Origin of the sequence: Caballeronia sp. LZ035 (genome assembly GCF_031451175.1) — a bacterium.
Lineage (GTDB): Bacteria > Pseudomonadota > Gammaproteobacteria > Burkholderiales > Burkholderiaceae > Caballeronia.
Genome location: NZ_JARUXS010000002.1, coordinates 1008427 through 1028345 on the forward strand (window position 1 = coordinate 1008427; position 19919 = coordinate 1028345).

At 64.7% G+C, this 19919-nt stretch carries 19 protein-coding genes; 2 read left to right on the forward strand and 17 right to left on the reverse strand.

Annotated elements, in window-relative coordinates; translation table 11 throughout:
• Window positions 1-114 precede the first annotated feature (114 nt).
• From QCE88_RS20145 to QCE88_RS20195, 11 genes are all read right to left on the reverse strand, one after another.
• Window positions 115-1053: a glyoxylate/hydroxypyruvate reductase A gene (locus tag QCE88_RS20145; RefSeq protein ID WP_309905371.1), complete on the reverse strand. Its 939-nt coding sequence runs from the start codon at window positions 1051-1053 to the stop codon at window positions 115-117.
• Window positions 1054-1105: 52 nt separating this feature from the next.
• Complete coding sequence (locus QCE88_RS20150) at window positions 1106-2023, reverse strand: LysR substrate-binding domain-containing protein (protein ID WP_309905373.1); 918 nt, start codon at window positions 2021-2023, stop codon at window positions 1106-1108.
• 42 nt (window positions 2024-2065) lie between these two features.
• Window positions 2066-3331 carry an FAD-binding oxidoreductase gene (locus tag QCE88_RS20155; protein WP_309905375.1) on the reverse strand — a complete coding sequence of 422 codons (1266 nt, stop codon included), beginning with the start codon at window positions 3329-3331 and terminating at the stop codon, window positions 2066-2068.
• A 41-nt stretch (window positions 3332-3372) separates the two neighbouring features.
• Window positions 3373-4626, reverse strand: coding sequence for an MFS transporter (locus QCE88_RS20160; protein WP_309905378.1), 1254 nt, complete (start codon window positions 4624-4626; stop codon window positions 3373-3375).
• A 115-nt stretch (window positions 4627-4741) separates the two neighbouring features.
• Complete coding sequence (locus tag QCE88_RS20165; RefSeq protein ID WP_309905380.1) at window positions 4742-5278, reverse strand: flavin reductase family protein; 537 nt, start codon at window positions 5276-5278, stop codon at window positions 4742-4744.
• A complete protein-coding gene (locus QCE88_RS20170) occupies window positions 5275-6621 on the reverse strand; it encodes an LLM class flavin-dependent oxidoreductase (protein WP_309905382.1) in 1347 nt (448 codons plus the stop codon). The genes QCE88_RS20165 and QCE88_RS20170 overlap by 4 nt, the downstream gene beginning before the upstream one ends.
• A gap of 164 nt (window positions 6622-6785) precedes the next feature.
• Window positions 6786-7139, reverse strand: coding sequence for a cupin domain-containing protein (locus QCE88_RS20175; protein WP_309905385.1), 354 nt, complete (start codon window positions 7137-7139; stop codon window positions 6786-6788).
• A 45-nt stretch (window positions 7140-7184) separates the two neighbouring features.
• Window positions 7185-8525: an FAD-binding oxidoreductase gene (locus tag QCE88_RS20180; RefSeq protein ID WP_309905387.1), complete on the reverse strand. Its 1341-nt coding sequence runs from the start codon at window positions 8523-8525 to the stop codon at window positions 7185-7187.
• On the reverse strand, window positions 8518-9249 hold the full coding sequence (locus QCE88_RS20185; protein WP_309905389.1) for an amino acid ABC transporter ATP-binding protein: 732 nt from the start codon (window positions 9247-9249) through the stop codon (window positions 8518-8520). Before QCE88_RS20185 ends, QCE88_RS20180 begins: the two co-directional genes overlap by 8 nt.
• Window positions 9246-9905, reverse strand: a complete 660-nt coding sequence (locus QCE88_RS20190; protein WP_309905391.1) for an amino acid ABC transporter permease — start codon at window positions 9903-9905, stop codon at window positions 9246-9248. Before QCE88_RS20190 ends, QCE88_RS20185 begins: the two co-directional genes overlap by 4 nt.
• 104 nt (window positions 9906-10009) lie before the next feature.
• The gene (locus QCE88_RS20195) at window positions 10010-10762 is read right to left on the reverse strand and encodes an ABC transporter substrate-binding protein (protein WP_309905393.1); all 753 of its coding nucleotides are present in this window, start codon (window positions 10760-10762) and stop codon (window positions 10010-10012) included.
• A 213-nt stretch (window positions 10763-10975) separates the two neighbouring features.
• On the opposite strand from QCE88_RS20195, the gene QCE88_RS20200 reads away from it, so the two are divergent.
• Window positions 10976-11650 carry a GntR family transcriptional regulator gene (locus tag QCE88_RS20200; protein WP_309905395.1) on the forward strand — a complete coding sequence of 225 codons (675 nt, stop codon included), beginning with the start codon at window positions 10976-10978 and terminating at the stop codon, window positions 11648-11650.
• Between the two features lie 38 nt (window positions 11651-11688).
• On the opposite strand, the gene QCE88_RS20205 is transcribed toward QCE88_RS20200, so the two are convergent.
• The 5 genes from QCE88_RS20205 to QCE88_RS20225 are packed head-to-tail and all read right to left on the reverse strand — an operon-like array spanning window position 11689 to window position 17586.
• Window positions 11689-12987, reverse strand: a complete 1299-nt coding sequence (locus QCE88_RS20205; RefSeq protein WP_309905397.1) for an MFS transporter — start codon at window positions 12985-12987, stop codon at window positions 11689-11691.
• Between the two features lie 41 nt (window positions 12988-13028).
• A complete protein-coding gene (locus tag QCE88_RS20210) occupies window positions 13029-13958 on the reverse strand; it encodes an amidohydrolase family protein (RefSeq protein WP_309905399.1) in 930 nt (309 codons plus the stop codon).
• Between the two features lie 17 nt (window positions 13959-13975).
• Window positions 13976-14881 (reverse strand): amidohydrolase family protein, encoded by a 906-nt coding sequence (locus QCE88_RS20215; RefSeq protein WP_309905401.1) that lies wholly within the window; start codon window positions 14879-14881, stop codon window positions 13976-13978.
• A complete protein-coding gene (locus QCE88_RS20220) occupies window positions 14878-16179 on the reverse strand; it encodes an MFS transporter (protein WP_309905403.1) in 1302 nt (433 codons plus the stop codon). Before QCE88_RS20220 ends, QCE88_RS20215 begins: the two co-directional genes overlap by 4 nt.
• A gap of 39 nt (window positions 16180-16218) precedes the next feature.
• Window positions 16219-17586, reverse strand: a complete 1368-nt coding sequence (locus tag QCE88_RS20225) for a homoserine dehydrogenase (RefSeq protein ID WP_309905406.1) — start codon at window positions 17584-17586, stop codon at window positions 16219-16221.
• Window positions 17587-18039: 453 nt separating this feature from the next.
• On the opposite strand from QCE88_RS20225, the gene QCE88_RS20230 reads away from it, so the two are divergent.
• Window positions 18040-18756, forward strand: a complete 717-nt coding sequence (locus tag QCE88_RS20230) for a GntR family transcriptional regulator (RefSeq protein ID WP_309905408.1) — start codon at window positions 18040-18042, stop codon at window positions 18754-18756.
• 24 nt (window positions 18757-18780) lie between these two features.
• On the opposite strand, the gene QCE88_RS20235 is transcribed toward QCE88_RS20230, so the two are convergent.
• A complete protein-coding gene (locus QCE88_RS20235; protein ID WP_309905409.1) occupies window positions 18781-19908 on the reverse strand; it encodes an aminotransferase class V-fold PLP-dependent enzyme in 1128 nt (375 codons plus the stop codon).
• Window positions 19909-19919: the final 11 nt, after the last annotated feature.

Genomic DNA, 19919 nt, shown 5'->3' on the forward strand with positions numbered 1-19919 from the left:
TAAACAAGGTCAAAATGCAGCGCTTTTCCGCTCGTTGTTCGCGTTTGTGGCGAAAGAGCGCTGCGGGGGAAGTGTCCAGTCGTTCGGTTCAGCGGCTTCCGGAGCTCTCTGGATTCAGTACCCCAGCACCCGGTCATACACATGCTGCAAGGGCTTGCCTTCGAGATGCTCGCGCAGCGCTCGCGCAACCTGCTCTGCGCGTGCGCCGCGAGAAGGCAGCGAAGCCACATGCGGCGTGACGACCACGCCCGGATGCGACCAGAGGCGGCTCTCAGGATCGAGCGGTTCCTGTTCGAAGACATCGAGCCACGCGCTGCGCAAGCGGCCTTCGTCGAGCGCGGCAAGCACGTCGTCGAGCACGACTTGCGGGCCGCGGCCCGCATTCACGATGGACGCGCCCATCGGCAGTTTCGCGAGCAAGGCTGCGTCGATCATGCCGCGCGTCTGCGGCGTGTCGGGCAGCAGATTGACCACGATATGCGCGTTCTCCAGCAGCGCATCCTGTGCCGCATCGCCGCTGAAGCACGTCACGCCCTGCAAGTCTCTCGGCGAACGCGACCAGCCCCTGACCTGGAAACCGTTCAGCGCGAGCCGTTGCGCGCAGGCCGCGCCGAGTTCGCCGAGACCGAGCACGGCCACGTTCGTCTCGCCCGAGCGCCTGCCGATCAGTTCGTCATTCCAGCTACGCCGGCGCTGCGCGTCGTGAAGCGCCGCGAAGTCGCGCGTGATGCCGAAGCACGCGGCCATCACATAGTCGGACATGCGTTCCGTGGTCTCGGGCGTGACCATCCGCACGATGGGCAGATGCGCCGGCACCGAGCGGTCCGACATGATGTGATCGACGCCTGCCGCGGCGCTGAACACGATCTTCAACGCAGGCATGCGCGCAAGACGTCCCGGCGTCGGTTCCCAGACGAGGACGAAGTCCACCTGGGCATCGTCGACTTCGGGATCGTTCCAGCCGCGCACCTCGAGTTCGGGCAGCCACTTCGCAAAATGATCCTGCCATTCGCCGACCGCGCCGGGTCCGCCCGAATTGACCAGTAACAACATGAAAACGTCTCTCCTCGATAGTGCAATGCGATTCCGGAAACAGGGTGCCGCGTCACGCGGACGGACTGCATCGGGCGGCCACGTCCGCAAGCCATTCGTCGCGGAACTCCTTCATGAACGCGACGAAGGTGCGCCCGAGCTTCGACAGCGGACGATGCGTCGGGTACATCAGCCCGACGCGAAAGCGGATACAGGGATCGACCGGCCGGGCATCGACGCGATCCAGATAGCCATGCACGCTGAACGGATCGACGAAGCCGATGCCCAGATCCAGCGCCGCCATCTCGCAGGTGGCATGCGACAGCGACGTATCGATGCGCGTGATCCGGCTCACGTCGTGACTGTCGAAGAAACGGTCCACATGGCCGCGCGGCTGGTAATGACCGGTCATCGAGATGAAGGTGCGGCCGTCGAAGTCCTTCGGTGACAACACATCCTTCGCCGACAGTTCGTGCTGCTTCTTCATCACCGCGTAGTAGGGCACGTTGCAGAACTCGTCGACGGTCAGATCGTGCGCGACCGCAGGCAGTTCGGCCAGCCCGAAATCGATCTGCTGCGCCGCGATCCAGTCTTCGATCTTCGAGGACATCTGCACGTCGAGCGACACGTCCACTTCCGGATGCGCCTCGCGAAAGCGTGCGATCACCGTGGGCATGAAGGTGATGCCGAGCGCGGGCATGCAGGCAATCGCAATGCTCCCCACGCGCAGCTTGCGCACGTCGGCGGCGAGTTCGGCAATGCGTTCGTGCGAGCGGATGGTCGCCTCGACCTGCTCGCGGATCATGCGGGCTTCCGGCGTCGGCACGAGCCTGCCATTCGCGCGGTCGAACAGCGTGACGCCCAGCGCGCGTTCGAAATCGCTGATGAGCCGGCTGACCGACGGCTGCGACAGCCCGAGCAATTCGGCGGCGGCTATCATCGTGCCGACTTTCATCGTGGCCTGAAATGCTTCGAGTTGCCGGATGTTCATGATGACGACGGCGCAACCGCCCTGCACACGGAAGCCCACATCCTAGGTGGAAAACCGTTCGAGAGCAAAGTCACGCGGATCGACGCGCGGTCGGTCGCCCGTCACGAGATCCGCCAGCACTTGTCCAGCAGCAGGCCCAATGCCGAAGCCATGTCCCGAGAAGCCCGAGCCGAGATGAAAGCCGGGCAGCGCCTTGACCTTCGAGATGACCGGTATCGCGTCCGGCGTGACGTCGATCATGCCCGCCCACGAACGCTGGATCGTCGCGCCCGCGAAGCTCGGGAACGTGGCCTTGAGCCGCGCGAGCGCGTCGTGCAGCATCGGCAGGTTGGCGGCCGGGTCCAGCGTCCTGCACGCTTCGAACGGCGACGGACGGTCGAGACCGAAGCGGCGCGGAATCATCATCTCCTCGAAGAAGCGCCGGCCCAGGCGCAGCTTCAGATACTTGCGCTCGCTGAGCCACGCGCGCATGAACTTCGTGCTGAGACGGATGCTGTCGGGCGTGAGATCGGCCACCGATGCGCCGAGCTTCGACACCGTATAGCCGCCGTCGCTGCGCTTGCGGCAGGTGAAGTCGCCGCCGTTGATGGTGACGTCGAGGCCGGCGTCGATGGGCGCGGTCTGCATCACCGAGGCATGCACCTTGAGCTGCGGAAAGTCGATGGCGTGATTGCCGCAGAACAACCGCGACCACGCGCCGCCCGCCAGTACCACGTCCGCACATTGCACGCGCCCGTGCTCGGTCACGATGCCCGCGACGCGTCCGGCGGCCACGTCGAGTCCGCGCACCGCGCAGTGCTCGATGATGCGCGCGCCATGCGCCCGCGCCAGGTCAGCGATGCCGCGTGTGGCCGCGAGCGGTTCGGCGACGCCGTCGGAATCGCTGTACAGCGCGCCCGCCCACGGCCGCTGCGAAGGCGGGATCAGTTTCGCCAGCGCGGCGCGGTCCATGAGCCGCGCGTGCGCGCCCTTGGTGTGCGCTGCGTCGAGCCACTTCTCGTGCGCGGCCATGTCGGCATCGGAGGCAGCGAGATAGGCGAGGCCGGTGGTGCGATAGCCGACATCGACCTGCGACTGGATCTCTTTCCATATATCGTTCGCGAGTATCGACAAGGGCAGTTCGCGCACATCGCGGCCCACGCTGCGAATCCAGCCCCAGTTGCGCGACGATTGCTCGCCGGCCACCGTGCCCTTTTCGAACACCGCGACGTCGATGCCCTTGCGGGCCAGCGCCAGCGCGCAACTCACGCCGATGATCCCGCCGCCGACAATGGCGACGGACACTTGCTTGGGCAGATCCGGTTTCAACGCGCGTGCTCCGAAGTGAGTCAGTTGATGCGGTTCGGACGTCAGGCCAGGCGCTTTCGGCTCGCGGCGAGACCGCAAAGCGCGAGCGCCGAGACGGCGATCAGATACCACGCGGGCGACATGATGCTGCCGGTCGTCTTGACCAGCAGGCTCGTCACCAGCGGCGTGAGGCCGCCGAACAGCGTCATCGCGATGACATAGGCCAGCGACACGCCGGTCGTGCGGCAGCTCGCGGGGAACAGCTGCGACAGCAGCGAACCGACCGGCGAGTAATAGAAGCTGTAGAACACCAGCGAAAGAATGCACTGGAATGCGACCAGCGTGACCGGCCCCGGCGCGCGCGTGAGCATATAGAACAGCGGCAGGATCAGCACCATGCCGGTGATGAGTGCGGCGCGCATCACCTTCACGGTGCCGAAGCGGTCCGCCGCCATGCCGCCGACCAGCGGCAGCAGCACGCACACCACGCCGCTCGCAATCGACGACGAAAACGCCGCGTCCTTGCTGACGCCGAGATTGTTGATCGCGAAGGTCGGCATGTAGATGTTGATGAAGCTCGCCAGCCCGCCCGCACCCGCGACGATCGCGCCGATCAATACGGCCGACTTGTGCGAGCGCGCGGTTTCACGCAGCGGTGAATGGTCGGTCTTCTTCACCTGTTCGAAGTCGGCGGTCTCGCTCACCTTGCGGCGGATATACAGGCCGACCGGCCCGATCAGGCAGCCGAATACGAAGGGCAGACGCCAGCCCCAGGAGTTGACCTGCTCGGCCGTCAGGAAGTGGTTGATGCAGTAAGCAAACAGCGACGATGTCAGCACCGCGAGGCCCGACGCCGAAAACTGGAGGCTGCCGAAGAAGGCCATGCGGCGCTTGTCCTGTTCGGTCAGGAACGAGTTCGCGGCGCCGAATTCCCCGCCCGCCGAAAAGCCTTGCAGCAGACGTCCGGCGACGAGAATCACCGGCGCGAGCACGCCGATGCTTTCATACGTCGGCACGATGGCGATGGTCGCCGTGCCGAGCAGCATCAGCAGGGCGGCCAGACTGAGCGCGAAGCGCCGGCCGCGCCGGTCGGCAATCACGCCGAGCACGATCGCGCCTACCGGACGGATGACGAAGGAACTGCCGAAGGTGAGGAGACTGAGCAGCAGCGCGGATTGGCCGTCGCCGGTCGGAAAGAACAGCTTCGACACGGTGATCGCGAACATCGCGTACACGAGCAGATCGAACCATTCGAAGAAGGTGCCGAAGTTCGCGGCGATGACGTCCCGCACGCGGTTTGGAGCGGGTTGGTCCACGACGGGAGTGTCCAGGGTGCTGGCCTTGTTCAACATATTCATCCTTTGCAGTCTTGAGCAGGCGGAGCGGCCGCCGGATGCCGTGGTGCCAACGTTCAATAGCGATAGTGCTGAATCAGACCTCAACTGCCTTCAAAACGCTTTGCGCCGCACCCAGCGGCGTGCTGCGCGCGAAGCTCCGGCCATGCCAGAGCAGACAAGCGGAATCGACATCGCGGCGCGACGAAATCCGCTCGATCACGCCGACAAAAATCGAATGCGTATAGCCATCGTGACATTTGTCGAGCCGGCAATCGAGCACGACGGCGGCATCGGCGAGCACGGGCGCGCCGGTTTCTAGCGTTGTCCACTGGCCGGGCTCGAAACGCGCGTCGCCCTGCGCGGCGCGAAAGCGGTCCACGATGTCGCTTTGTTCCACTGACAGCAGATTCACCGCGAACGTGCCATGCGCGACGATCGCGTCGTGCGCGGAGGCGTTCTTGTTCACGCACACGACGAGCGAAGGCGGATCCGACGACAGGCTGCACACCGACGTCGCGATCAGCCCCGCGGGCTTGCCGTCGCGCAAGGTGGTGACGGCCGTGACGCCGGCCGCGAACAGCGCCATCGCGTCCTGGAAGCTGTGTTCCGTATGAGTTGCGCTCGGCATCATGACGCGCCTCCGATACGCTGGAAGACGCTCGGCGCGAGGCCAAGGTTAGCCCGCAAGGTCGTGCCTTCGTAGCGCGAGCGGAACAGCCCGCGCCGACGCAGCTCGGGCACGAGAAAGTCGCTCATGTCGTCCATGCCGGTGGGGAGAATCGGCGGACAGATGTTGAAGCCGTCGGCGGCGTCGTTGCGGAACCATGACTCCATTTCGTCGGCGATGTCCGCCGCCGTGCCGATCAGCAAACGCACGCCGAACGTCGACGCCACGCGCTGACCGAGTTGCCGGATGGACAGGTTCTCGGCATGCGCGACGTCGACCAGGTTCTGCGCGATGCTGCCGATGTTCTTCGAGTTCATCGTGTCCAGCGCGGGCACCGGACCATCCAGCGGATAGGCCGACAGATCGCCCAACTGCCCGTACAGCGCCGCCAGTCCGCTCAGCGGATGGATCAGCGCCTGGAGTTCCTCGTACTTGTCGCGGGCTTCCTCACGCGTGGCGGCAACGAAGGGCGCGATGCCCGGCATGATGAGCAGGTCATCCGGCTGGCGTCCATGAGCGGCGAGACGGCCTTTGAGGTCGGCGTAATAGGCCTGCGCGCTGCTGAGATCGTGCGCGTTGCTGTAGACCACTTCCGCGCAGCGCGCCGCAAGCCGGCGGCCCGCTTCGGACGCGCCCGCCTGCACGATGACCGGCTGTCCCTGCGGCGTGCGCGCCGAGTTCAGCGGGCCGCGCACCTGGAAGTGCTTGCCCTTGTGGTTCGGCGTGTGCAGCTTCGCTTCGTCGTAGAACAGGCCGGAGTCCTTGTCGCGCACGAAGGCATCGTCTTCCCAGCTGTTCCACAGCGAGCGCACGACGTCCACGAATTCGTCGGCGCGTTCGTAACGGTCTGCATAGGCGAGGTTCTCGGTGCGGCTGAAGTTCCGCGCCTCTTCATCCGACCACGACGTCACCACGTTCCAGCCCGCGCGCCCGCCGCTGATGTGATCGATCGATGCGTACTTGCGCGCGACGTGAAACGGCTCGTTGTACGTGGTCGATGCCGTCGCCACCAGACCGATATTGCGCGTCGTGGCCGCGAGCGCCGCCAGCAGCGTCAGCGGTTCGAGTTCCGCGTTGCGCATGTCGCGGGCGAGCGAACCCTTCGGATTGTCGTTGGCGCGGATGCCGAGGCCATCCGCGAAGAAGATCATGTCGAAATGAGCGGCTTCCGCCTTGCGCGCCGTGTTCAGGAAATGCTCGAAGCTGAGCGCGCCATCCGCGGGCACCGACGGATGCCGCCATGCGGCCACGTGATAGCCGAGATACCGCATCGAGAGACCGAGTCTCAGTTTGCCGTCCTTCGTCATTCCGACACCTCCATGTGCTGCCGTTCATCTCGCCGCTTCGGTGTGAGGCGGCGTCATGTAAGCATGGTGAGTCGCGAAATCGGGCGACTCAACGCTGTCAAAATTGGTCGGCTATCCGGAAAACGAATAGGGCGGCGTCAGTGCGGTGCGGCATGCGTCCGGGACTACTCGTAAATGACGAAAATCTTCCGTACGGTCTCGATGTTGCGCCACACGCCGGTGAAACCGGGCTTGATCAGGAAGCTGTCGCCGGGGCCGTAGCGGACGGGCGTGCCGCCGTCCTCGGTGATCTCCACGAGGCCCGACAGGATGTGGCAGAACTCGAACATCTCGCCCCGGATCGAGCGGTTCGCGCCGGGTGTCGATTCCCAGATGCCGGTCTGGATCTTGCCGTCGAAGGCTTCGTCGAGCAGCCAGGTCTGGTTCTGCGGATTGCCCGAGATCAGCCGTTCGGGCAGCGGCGCGCCGGGTTGGGGCGCGAAATCGGGCGCGGTGTCGAGTGAGACGAGCAGGGACATGGGCTTCGTTTTATAAGGTCGTGTCAAAAAGAGCGAACGCCGCGATCACAGCAATCCGGCGTCGCGCATGCGATACCAGCTCACCACCGCCGCGAGATAGAGCCGCTGCAAGCCGTGGAACGGGATCGGCGAGACGCGCGTCAGCGGGAAGGGCAGGGCGCGCGCATCGCGCGTGAGGGTGTAGCGGGCGAGCGCATCGCCCATCGCGGTTTCCAGCGCGACGCCCCGCCCCATGCAGCCGATATTGACGAGCACGCCCGGCTCCGGTTCATGCACGTGCGGCAGGAAATCGCGCGTCACCGAAACATGGCCGCACCAGCGATGATCGAAGCCAATGCCCGCGAGCTGCGGGAACATCTTCACGACGGCGCGTTCGAGATGCGCCCAGTCGTTGTTCGATGCAGGCTGGCGGAACGGCCCGCGTCCACCCATCAGCAGACGGCCCGTATGGTCCTTGCGGAAGTACAGCAGCAGGTTGCGCGTGTCGGACGAAACCTGTCCGCCCGGCATGACGCTCTCCGCCTGTTGCGCGGTCAGCGGCACGGTGGAAAGCTGATACGAGTTCGGCGTGATGACCGTGCTCGACAGCTTCGAGGACAGTTCGCGCGTGTAGGCATTGGTGCAGACGATGACCGTTTTGGCCGTCACATGCGGTCCCAAAGCCGTGTTCACTCTCCACGCATTGCCTTCACGCTGCCAGCCTGTCGCGGGCGTCTGGCCGAAGATGCGCGCGCCCGAGGCAAACGCCACGCGCGCGAGTTCCCGCGCATACGTCAACGGTTGCAGGCCGCCCGCACGCGGGTCGAGCCAGCCGCCCTTGTATGTCTGCGTGCCGAGCAGGTTGCGCATTTGCGTGGCGTCCAGCAATTGCGCGCCTTTGAGGCCGCGCCGCTCCCATTGACGCATGCGCGATTCCACCGTGTGCAGCGCGGCGTCGTTATGCGCGCCCTGCACCCAGCCGTGGCGCACGTGCGGCACCGCGAGCTTTTCGGTGTCGATCATCCTGAAGACGTGCTCGGTCGTGGAGCCGGCGAACGCCGCCACCGCACGGCCCGCTTCAGGGCCGAAGCGTGCTTCGAGTTCGTCCGGATCGTATTTCAGGCCGGGAATGATCTGCCCGCCGTTGCGGCCCGAGCCACCCCAGCCCGGTTCGCGCGCTTCCAGCACGACGACGTTCACGCCGTTCTTCGCGAGATGGCAGGCCGTCGATAAACCGGCATAGCCCGCGCCGACGATCACGACATCCGCCGTGCAGCTTGCGCCGAGCGCGGGCGTGGAGACGGCGGGAACGGCCGTGTGAGCCCACAGCGAAGGGGCCAGCGGAAAGAGTTCGCCGGGCGCGGCGGCGCGGAATTGCGCGGCGGGCGTCAGCGTGGAATCAGACATGCTCGATGACTCGCTTCAAAAAGTCCTGTGTTCGCGGATGCTGCGGATTGCCCAGCACCTCCCTGGCCGCGCCTTGTTCGACGATCCTGCCGCCGTCCAGAAACAGCACGCGGTCTGCGACATCGCGTGCGAAACCCATTTCATGCGTGACGACGATCATGGTCATCTGCTCGTCGGCGAGGCTGCGCATCACCGCGAGGACTTCGCCGACGAGTTCGGGGTCGAGTGCGGAGGTCGGTTCGTCGAAGAGAATGGCCTTCGGCTGCATGGCGAGCGCCCGTGCAATCGCCACGCGCTGCTGCTGGCCGCCCGACAGTTGCGCCGGATACGCGTGTTCCTTGGCCGACAGGCCAACGCGCGCCAGCAGGCTGCGGCCGCGTTCCATGGCTTCCTTCTTCGGCTCGCGCTTGACGAAGATGGGCCCTTCGATCACGTTCTCGAGCACCGTCCGGTGCGGAAACAGGTTGAAGCGCTGGAACACCATCGACACACTGGCGCGCAGTTCGGCGATCGAGCGATGCGCGGCGTCCACCTTGCGCCCTTCGACGGTGATCGTGCCCGACTGATAGTTCTCCAGCCCGTTGATGCAGCGCAGGATGGTGGACTTGCCCGAGCCCGAAGGTCCGATGAGGCACACCACTTCACCCTTCGATACCGTGGCCGACACGCCCTTGATGACTTCGAGCGAGCCGTAGCTCTTGTGAATGTCGTGCAGTTCGATCATTTGCGTCCGCTCCCGAGTCTCTTTTCAAGCTGGCCTACGAGCAGGAACAGCGGAATGCACATCACCAGATAGAGCGCCGCGACCAGCGTGAACACCGTGGTATTCTGGAACGTGGACGACGCAATCAGCTTGCCTTGCAGCGCGAGCTCGGCCACCGTGATGGTCGATGCCTGCGAGCTGTCCTTGAGCATCATGATCATGGTGTTGCCGTAGGGCGGCAGCGCGATCTTGAACGCCTGCGGCAGGATCACGCGGCGCATGGTCATCGCGCCGCGCATGCCGATGGAATGCGCCGCCTCGATTTGCCCCTTGTCGATGGCCTGGATACCGGCGCGAAAATTCTCCGCCTGGTACGCGGAATAGGCGACGCCCAGGCCGATGATCGCCGCCTGCAAGGCCGTGATCGAGATGCCGAAGTCCGGCAGCACGAAATAGATCACGAACAGCTGCACGATGATCGGCACGCCGCGAATGAAGTTGATGAAACCGCGCGCAATCAGGTCGAGCGAACGCACGCCCGACACCCGCATCAGCGCCCACACCATGCCGAGCACGGTGGAGAGCAGCAGCGAGCCAATCGTGACGATGATCGTCAGCTTGACGCCGCGTAGAAGGATCGGCAGGTATTCGGCCGAGTGCTGGAAAAAGTCTTGCATGAATCAGGTTCTCCTGGCCGATTGGCCGGCCAGTTCAGCGGGGCTTGGAAGTGGCCTCAAGACAAGCGGCACGCCGGCGCCATACCGGCGGCCGCTTCGGGAAATCAGAGTCCCCACTTCTTCACGACGGCGTCGATCCGGCCATCGGCCTTGACCTTGGCAATGGCGGCGTTGAGCTTGGCGATCCGCTCCGGATGACCCTTCTGCACCGCAATGCCGATCTGCCCCGGCATCACGGCCTTGTAGCTGGTCACGAGACGCGTGTTGTTGAAGCCGCCGTGCGAGACCTGGTACGCAAGAATCGGATAGTCGGCGACAGCGGCATCGACGCGGCCGGTATTGGTGTCGCGCAGCAGATCCTGGAGCGTTTCATAGACCTTCACTTCGGCGAACAGGCCGGAGTCCTGCATCGCCTTCAGGAACGGCGTGCCGATCTGCGCGCCCACCACCTTGCCCTTCAGGTCCGCGAAGCTCACGTAGTTCTTCGTGTCCGACTTCGGCACGATCAGGCCTTCGCCGTACTGGTAGACGGGGTCGGTGAAATCGACCACTTTCTGGCGATCCGGCGTGATGAACATCGCGGCGGCCACCGCATCGATCTTGCCGGTGGTGAGCGACGGAATCAGCGCCGACCATGCCAGCGGCACGGTCGTGACCTGATCGCCCGCTTCCTTGCCGACCAGACTCATGATGTCGACCATGACGCCGGTGATGGTGTCGTTCTTCGTGTCGAGGAACGTGAACGGGACGCCCGTGGGCGTGGAGCCCACTTTCAGCGTCTCGGCGCCTGCCGTGCCGCTCAGCGTCACTCCCGCTACCATCGCGATACCCGCGAAAAATCCAAGCCAGTTCCTCATTGCGAAGCTCCCCTCTGAAGTGGTCGTTACCTTGATGTCGCGCGCCGCGTCGAAGATTTCACGCTGCTTTCGGTATACATTAACCACATCAAAAAAGCCTAACAAGTCTAAATTGCAGGTTTTTCGTTGGTATTTTCCCGTTCGAACCAATTTTCGGTATGCTGAACCGATGGGCGACGCCGGCTGGCGGCCCAAGCGACAGAGAGGAAGAAGATGTCGGACGACGACGTGATAGTCGAAGGCGCGGCCAACGGGCCGTTGCGCGGCAGCGTGTACGGCAGCATCAAGGCCGGGATTCTGGAGATGCGCCTGCTGGCAGGTGCGCCGCTCCAGGAAGTGGAACTGGCTTCGCACTACGGCGTGAGCCGCACGCCGGTGCGCGAGGCGCTGCGGCAATTGCTCGACGAAGGCTTCGTCGAACGCAAGGGGCGGTTCTATCAGGTGAAGGAACTGACGCCTGGCGACGTTCGCGACCTGTACGAAGTGCGCGAGAGTCTGGAAACAACAGCGGTGCGGCTATGCGTGGAGCGTGCCGACGATTCCATCCTCGACCGGCTGCGGGAAACCATCGCCGGGCAGATTGAGGCGCTGGCGGCGAATGACCGGCAACGCTTTTCGGTCTGCGACTCGGCCTTCCATCTGACGCTCGCGGAAGGCGCGGGCAATGGCTTGTTGTTACAGCAGTTGACGGCCATTCACGAAAAAATCCGCCTGACGCGCGGCCGCGAATACGACGTGCCCAACTGGCTCAAGTATTCGATCGACGAACACTCGCGCGTGCTGAGCGCCCTGGAACGGCGCGATGCCACTATCGGCATCGCGGAGATGACGTATCACATTCGCAGCGTGGTCGATCTGCACTTCGGGACAAGGCGGCGGAAGGATTGAAGGCACTGCCGCGCGATGCGCGGCAGTGCGTCGCTACCTCAACGCGCTTCCACGCTCACCCGCGCGGGCTGCGGACGCGACCGCACGATCGCCGCCACCAGCAGCGCGCCCAGCACGAGTCCGCCCGCCACGACGAACAACGCCGTATCGGTGCGTCCGGTGATGTCCTTCAGATAACCGATCATGTACGGCGAGACGAAGCCCGCGAGATTGCCGAGCGAGTTGATCATCGCGATGCCCGCCGCCGCCGTGACGCCGGTCAGGAACGCGGTCGGCAGGCTCCAGAACAGTGCCGGAATGGACAGCACGCCCATGTTGGCGATGCACAGCGCAACCAGGCCCAGGACCGGCTGCGTCTGCCACAGCACGCACAGCGAGAAACCGACCGCCGCCATCGCGAACGCCACGATCAGATGCCACTTGCGTTCGTTGTGCCGGTCCGCGCTGTAGCCGAACGCCAGCATGCTGACGATCGCGCAGACACCTGGAATCGCCGTCATCACGCCGATGGTGAACGCATCCTTCACGCCCATCTTCTGCACCAGTGTCGGCATCCAGAAGCTGATTGCGTACAGCCCCATGTTGTAGACGAAGTAGATCACGACCAGCGCCCAGATCCGCCCGTTGCCGAGCAGTGCGGCGAAACCGTGGCCGAGCTTGTCGCGGTTCTCCGCGGCGAGCAGGCCGGTCAGATGCGCCTTCTCCGGGTCCGACAGCCACTTCACCCGGCCAATGTCCTCGCTCATGCGGAAGAAGATATAGATGCCGAGCAGCACGGTGGGCAGGCCTTCGACGAGGATCAGCCATTGCCAGCCGCGCAGGCCGCCGAGTCCCGACATGAAGCCGAGAATCGACCCCGACACCAGCCCGCCGATCACCCCCGACGAAGCCAGCGCGATATAGAACACGCCCCAGGCGCGGCCGCGTCGCGCGGACGGGTACCACTGGCTCATGTAGTAGATCGCGCCTGGAATGAAGCCTGCTTCGGCGAGCCCGAGCAGGAAACGCATGATGTAGAACTGCGTGGGCGTGCGCACGAAAATCGACGCGCACGAAATCAAGCCCCACGTCACCATGATGCGCGAGATCCAGCGCCGCGCGCCGACCTTGTGCAGGATCACGTTGCTCGGCACTTCAAGCAAAAAATAGCCGACGAAGAAGATGCCCGCGCCGAAGCCATAGACGGCGTCGCTGAAGCTCAGGTCGCTCGCCATTTGCAGCTTGGCGAAGCCTACGTTCACACGGTTCAGATAAGAAAAGAAAAAGCCGAGCATTAAAACCGGAAGGATCCGTATCGATATTTTCCGGAACAGCGCGTTTTCGTCGATGGTCTGCATTGCTTGTCTCTTGATGATTTTTTTGGAACGAACCAGAGGGGTCAGTCGATGCGGTAAAAGCGTTTCGCCGTGCCGGCGAAGAGCTGGCGCAGTTGCGTTTCGTCGGCCTGCGGCACGGCTGCGAGCACATCGGCGACGATCTCCGTCATGCTCGCCGACAGATTGCCCACGGGCAGATTGCTCGCGAACATCGAGCGGTCATAGCCGAACAGTTCCACGGCTTCGCGGATCACGCGACGGTTGCTCGCGCTGTCCCACGTACCGTTCGGCAGGCCGAGTTCCGATACTTTCAGGAACACGTTGGGGCAGGCCGCGAGCGCTTCCATCCCCGTGCGCCAGATCGCGATGCCTTCCTCCGAGCGGTCGAGCGGCAGGCCCAGATGATTCGTGACGATCGGCGTATCGGGAAAGGCCCGTGCCACCGCCGCCGCTTCTTCCAGATGCCAGTACGGCACACGCAAATCCCACGAGAAGCCGTACTTGCCGAGCAAGGCGAGGCCGCGCAGCCAGGCGTCGTCCTGCATCGTGCCGGGGCGTCCCTGCACCGAATCGCCCGGGCCCGCCGAGATTTCCGGCTTCGAGCGCACGCCGCGCATCAGCGGGCTTTTCGCGTGACCGGCGAGAATCGCTTCGCAATCCGGCTGCACGAAGAACACATGCCCGACGATCGCGCTCGGCAGTCCGGTTTTAGCGTTCAGTTGCGTGAGCCACTCGGTTTCGCGCACCTGCTCCTTGCGCGAGCGTTCCGCTTCCACGTGCACCGTGCCGATCACATCGAAGCCCGCCGTCGCGCGGCGATATTGCTCCGGCAGGAAGTCGCTGCACATCTGGCGGTAATCGCCGAGGAAGAAGCTGTCGTCGTATTCGTCGGTGAGCCACGGAAACGTGCCGTCCGACAGATCCCAGAAATGATGATGCGCATCGAGGATCGGCAATGTGAAGCCGAGCGCGTTGTCCGTTTGGGTGGTCATGCAAAGTCCTTGCTATGTCAGAAAGCCAGTCCGAGCGGGCGATACACACGCTCGGCCGTGTCATGGAAAAACGCCCGCTGCTGCGCCTGCGGCCACGCGCGCACGAGTTGCTTGAAGCCGTTCAGCAGGCCGTCGAGCGAAATGAACATGCCGTCGACCGGAAAGTTGCTGCCGAACATCAGTCGCTCCGCGCCGAACAGCGCATGCAGCGTATCGATGACCGGCTGGTTCGCCGCCACGCTCCATGGCTGGCCGCGTTCGCACAGGCCCGACACCTTCACGGCGACGTTCGGCAGCGCGGCGAGCGTGGACATCGCGTCGCCCCAGCCGCGCAGCGTGTCCGGCGAGCGGTCGCCCGGCACGCCCGAGTGATTCACGATCAGTAGTGTTTCGGGAAAGTCGCGGGCGAGGCGCGCCGCTTCGTGCATCTGGGTCCACGGTGCCTGCAATTCAAAATGCAAACCGTGTTGCGCGAGCCGGGCATAGCCGCGCAGCCAGCGTTCGTTCGACATCAGCGTGCGGCCCGCGTCATCCGGCGCGCCGGGCTTGTGGCGCACGCTGCGCACGCGCTCGAAGGCGGCCTGCGCGGCGAGCAAGCTGTCGGTGTCGTCGCGATCGAGCCACGCCTGCGCGGCGATTGCATTGGGCCGTCCGCTCGATGCCGCCAGTTGCGACACATAGCGCGTCTCGCCAAGCGGATCGGCCGGATCCCATTCCGCTTCGACATACACGCTGCCGACCACGTCGTGACCGGCGGCATCGCGCAGATAGTCCGCCGGCAGGTACGTGCGCTTGATCGCGGAATAGTCGCCGTAGCGGTGCGGCACCAGCGTGTCGCCCGTGAGCCACGGATAGTGATTCGCTTCGAGATCCCAGAAGTGCTGATGGGCGTCGATGATCGGGCCGTCGTAAAGCGTCGTCATGCGCGCTCTCCGGCCTTGCCGCCGCCGAAGTCGATCAGCAGCGAGCCGACCAGATACGCGAACGCTGCCGCGGCGAAGAACAGGATGACGGCGTTGAAGCCGCCGGTGGCATCGACGAGCACGCCGACGACGATCGGCACCACGATGGCGCCGCCCGTGCCCGCGAAGTTCATCACGCCGCCGACGAGGCCGACCTGTTCGCGCGGCGCGAGCATGGCGGGAATGAGCCAGTAGAGGCCGCCCCACAGATGGAAGAACACGCCGAGCGACAGCAGCGCGACCGCATAACGGATGTCGGAGACGAACGGCAGCGCGAGCAGGCAGACGAGCGACATGCCGCCCGACAGGCCGAACAGAATCCGGAACGCCACCTTGCGCGAGAAGCGCTTTTGCAGCCAGTCGGCGGTCACGCCCGACAGCACTTCGCCGATGGCGCCCGCCAGGAAGATCAGGAAGGTGGCGAAGCCCATGCTGCGGATATCGAGACCGCGTCCGGCGGAGAGATAGTTCGGTCCCCACGTCACGAGGCCGAAGAACACCATGGCCCAGCCGATCCGGCCGACCACCATCGCCGCGATCGTCGCGCGCGAGAGCGGTGCTTTTTTCGCGCGGGGCGCTTCGCCGGCGGCGAGTTTCTGCGCGCGGATATAGGCGGCTTCGCTTTCATCGATGCCGGGATGCTGCTCCGGCGTTTCGCGCAGCAGCCGATACACGACCAGGCCAAACACGATGGTCAGCCCGCCGACGATCAGGAACGCGGTGCGCCACGAGCCGGTGAACGCGAGCAGCGCGCTGATGGCAAGCCCGCCGATGGCCGAGCCGAGCGGCGCGCCGCTGTCGATCAGCGTGACGCCGCGCGCGCGTTCCGCGGGCGGCAGCCACGCGGCCGTGAGCTTGGTCGCGGCCGGCATGTACGGCGCTTCGAACACGCCGAGGCCGATGCGCGACAACAGCAACGTCACGCCGTTGACCGCGAAGGCCGCGAGACACTGGAAGCCGCCCCACAACACCGCCGCGATGCCGATCATGCGGCGCCCGCCGAAGCGGTCGGCGGCCCAGCCGGCGGGAATCTGGAACGTGCTGTAGGTCCAGAAGAATGCCGAGAGAATCAGCCCCTGCATGGTCGCGGCGAGATGGAACTCGTGGACGATGGTCGGCATCGCGATGGACAGCGACATCCGGTCGACGCAATTGATCGTGTACAGCACGAACAGCAGCAGCACCATGCGCCAGCGCGTGGTGGATGCGAGCGAGCGGATCGATCCGGACGATGCCGCAACGGGGCTTTCGGTTTGCATGTCTCTTCTCTCTTATTTCTGCTTCGAATGCATCAACGCTCAGTGCGCCGGGTTGCGCTGCCACGCCGCATACAGCGTCGAGCCTTCGAGATCCAGCGCGGCGAGCGGCACGCGTTCGCCCTTCGCGACATCGGCGAGCAGGCGCTTGTTGGCCGCCAGATAGAACGGCGCTGCGCCATCGGCCTTTGCCGTATCGACGAGCAAGGGCGTCGCGCCCTCGATGGTGTGGTGATGGCCGCCCATCGCCAGCGTCTCGCCCGCCTTGAAGTCACGCTCCACGCGCGCCACCATGCGCGCGTGCGGCCGTTGCGCGGCGCTGCCCGTCGGCTGGCCGAGCAGCACGGCGGAGAACAGGCTCATCGGGGTTTCGAGGCCCATCAGGTGATAGGGCAGATAAATGCACGCGTAGCGTCCGTTCTTGCCGACCACGTGGCCCTTCTGCTTCAGCAATTGCCAGGTTTCGTCATCCTTGCAGCGCACGACGACGAACACGCCGCCGCCGAAGCTGACATCGTCCGGACGGCGCAGGCAGTTGAAGACATCGACCACGCCGGTGCGCTCCAGAATGCCGCCGTCTTCCTTCGGCACGAAGATGTCCGCCAGTTCGCTGATGCGCGCGAGCGGATAGTTCAGCGCGTCGGCGGCGGGCAGCAGGCCGGTGGAATTGGCGACCACGTTCAGTTCGCAATAGTCGGGCGTCGCGTTTTGCGGAAGCATCGAAAGCGCCTGGCTGCGCGCGGCGAGCGTCGCGGGGATGTCGTCGCCGAGCGCCCAGCATGCGTCCAGCGACACCGCGTGACGCTGCTCCAGATAGTCGATGCTGTGCGCAGCCGGATCGTAGATGTAGTCGTATTCGCTCGACTTGCCCGCCGCCACCACGTCGAAGCCGAGGACCCGCGCCCACGTGACGAGGCCGATCAGGTTGCTCGGCTGGTCGCCGTCGGGCGTCGTGTAGACCACCTTGTTCTCCAGCGCCAGCTGGTTCAGATACGGTCCGACGACCGAATCGGTTTCCTTGGTCGCCATCGCGACGTGCACACCGCGCCGCAGCGCGTTCTCCGCAATCCGCACGCTGGCTTCGGGCTGGCCGGTTGCCTCGACGAGGATGTCGAGTTCCACGCCGTCGAGCAGCCGGTAATCGGCCACGAGCGCAATGCGGCTCGCGGCGCGCGCGCTGCGGACATCGGCGGCATCGTTGCAGACGGCGACCGCGCTGGCGTCAAAACCGAGCGAGGCGAGGGTGGCGAGCGTGCCGTCCACGTCCAGGTCGCACAGCGCGGCGATCTCGATGCCCGGCAGCGCGCGGCATTGAACCAGCAGCGAGCGGCCGAAGCCGCCCTTCGGCCCGACGAGCGCCATGCGGATCGTGCGGCTGCCGAGCGACTGAAAGAGATGTTCGTAATTCATGTGTGTTCGTCCTTGTCCTTGGGCGAGCGGGAGTGTGCTGTGCCGCACATTCCGGCGGATGACGGCCTGAAGCGGCGGTCGTTTTCAGGTTGAGCAGTCTGTCTTGTGATCTGGCGCGGTATACCAACGATCGGGCTAGGTGGCCTGATGAAGACGTTCTGTCGCGTTACCCGTCAATCGGGTGTAAAGCCTTGTTGGATATGGCTTTCAGAGGTCTCCGGACGTGGTTTCCTGCCGGTTTCATTGTTATTCACGACGGCGCTTCATCTGCTTTCCTGTGATGAAATTGCCGTTCTGGTATACCAAAATTTATCTGGAGGTCATGATCCGGTCAAGTGCGGGATAACACCAAAGAGAGCAAAAGGCTTGCGCGGCTGTCGTCACCGTACGCGCGCTGGTAAAGTGGCATACCAACAGAGCCGACGATGCGTTTCGGCCAGGAAGGATCGCCCCATGACGGATTCCGAAGACGACACCGAAGCCTTAGAGAACGGCGAAGCGCCCGACGAACTGCTGTCGATGCAGATCGCGCAGCGTTTGCGCACGCTCATCGCCACCGACGAACTCAAGCCTGGCGAACGTCTGCGCGAGCGCACGCTGGCCGAGCGGCTCGACGTATCGCGCACGCCTCTGCGCGAGGCATTGAAGGAACTCGCAAGCGATGGCTTGGTGGTCGTGCTGCCGAAGCGCGGCGCCGTGGTGGCGGACCTCGGGGCGGCGCAAATCGCCGAGAAGCTGGACGTGCTGGGGGTGATCGAGGCGTTCGGCGGCGAGGCCGCCTGCCGGATGGCAACGGGCGAAGAGATCGCCGAAATCCGCGCGCTGCATCACGAAATGCATGCGGCGTACGAGCGGCGCGACCGGATGAACTACTTCCGGCTCAATCAGGCGATCCATACGAGCATCATCGCGGCCGCGAAGAACGCGACGCTCAGGGAAGTGCACGAGCGCCTGAACCGGCAGTTATACCGCTACCGGTTCCAGGGCAGCGTGACGTCGGAGACGTGGCATACCGCCATCGACGAGCACGAGGTCATCATTCGCCTGCTGACCGCCCGCGATGGCGCGAAGCTCGGCGAGTTCCTGCGCCGGCACGTGCACAGCACGTGGGAACAGCTGTCGCCGCATGATGCGGAGCCGGCCCCCGCCGCGGAACACGAGGCGCAGTGACCGGCTCTTTCGTGCTGTCGTGCGTCAGACGACTTCGTTCAGCGCCTTCTCGAAGCGGGCCACGGCGCCCGCCACATCATGCAGTTTGTCGAGGCCGAACAAGCCGATGCGGAAGGTCTTGAAATCCGCCGGCTCGTCGCACTGGAGCGGCACACCGGCCGCGATCTGCACGCCCGCATCGGCGAACTTCTTGCCGGAACGGATGCCGTCGTCGTCCGTGTAGCAGACCACGACGCCCGGCGCTTCAAACCCCGTCGCAGCCACACTCCTGAAGCCCTTGTCGGCCAGCACGGCCCGGATGCGCCGGCCCAGTTCCAGTTGCTCGGCCTTCACCTTGTCGAAGCCGTAGGCCTCGGTTTCCTTGATGACGTCGCGCAGGATCGCGAGGCTGTCGGTGGGCATCGTGGCGTGATACGCGAAGCCTTTGTTCTCGTAGGCTTCCATGATCTGCAGCCACTTGCGCAGGTCGCAGGCGAAACTGCTGCTGGTCGTCCCGTCGATGCGCTCGCGAGCCAGCGCGCTCAGCATGACCAGCCCGCAACATGGCGACGCGCTCCAGCCTTTCTGCGGCGCGCTGATGAGCACGTCGACGCCGCTTGCCTGCATATCCACCCAGACCGTGCCCGACGCGATGCAGTCCAGCACGAACATGCCGCCCACTTCGTGCACCGCGTCCGCCACGGCGCGCAGATAGGCGTCGGGCAAGATGATCCCGGCGGCGGTTTCCACGTGCGGCGCGAAAACCAGATCCGGCTTGTGTTCGCGGATTGCCGCGACCACTTCCTCGATGGGCGCCGGTGCATACGCGGCCTGCTGTCCCGCTTCGACCGGACGCGCCTTCAGCACCACGGATTCGGACGGAATGCCGCCCATGTCGAAGATCTGCGTCCAGCGGAAGCTGAACCAGCCGTTGCGGATGACAAGACATTTCTTGTTCGTGGCGAACTGCCGGGCCACGGCTTCCATGCCGAACGTGCCGCTGCCGGGAACGATGGCGACCGCGTGCGCGTTATAGACTTTTTTCAGTCCGGCGGAGAGATCGCGCATGACGCCCTGGAACAGCTGCGACATGTGGTTGATCGACCGGTCGGTGTAGACGACCGAATATTCGAGAAGTCCCTCGCGGTCGACATCGGGGAGTAACGCTGGCACGGTCGCCTCCT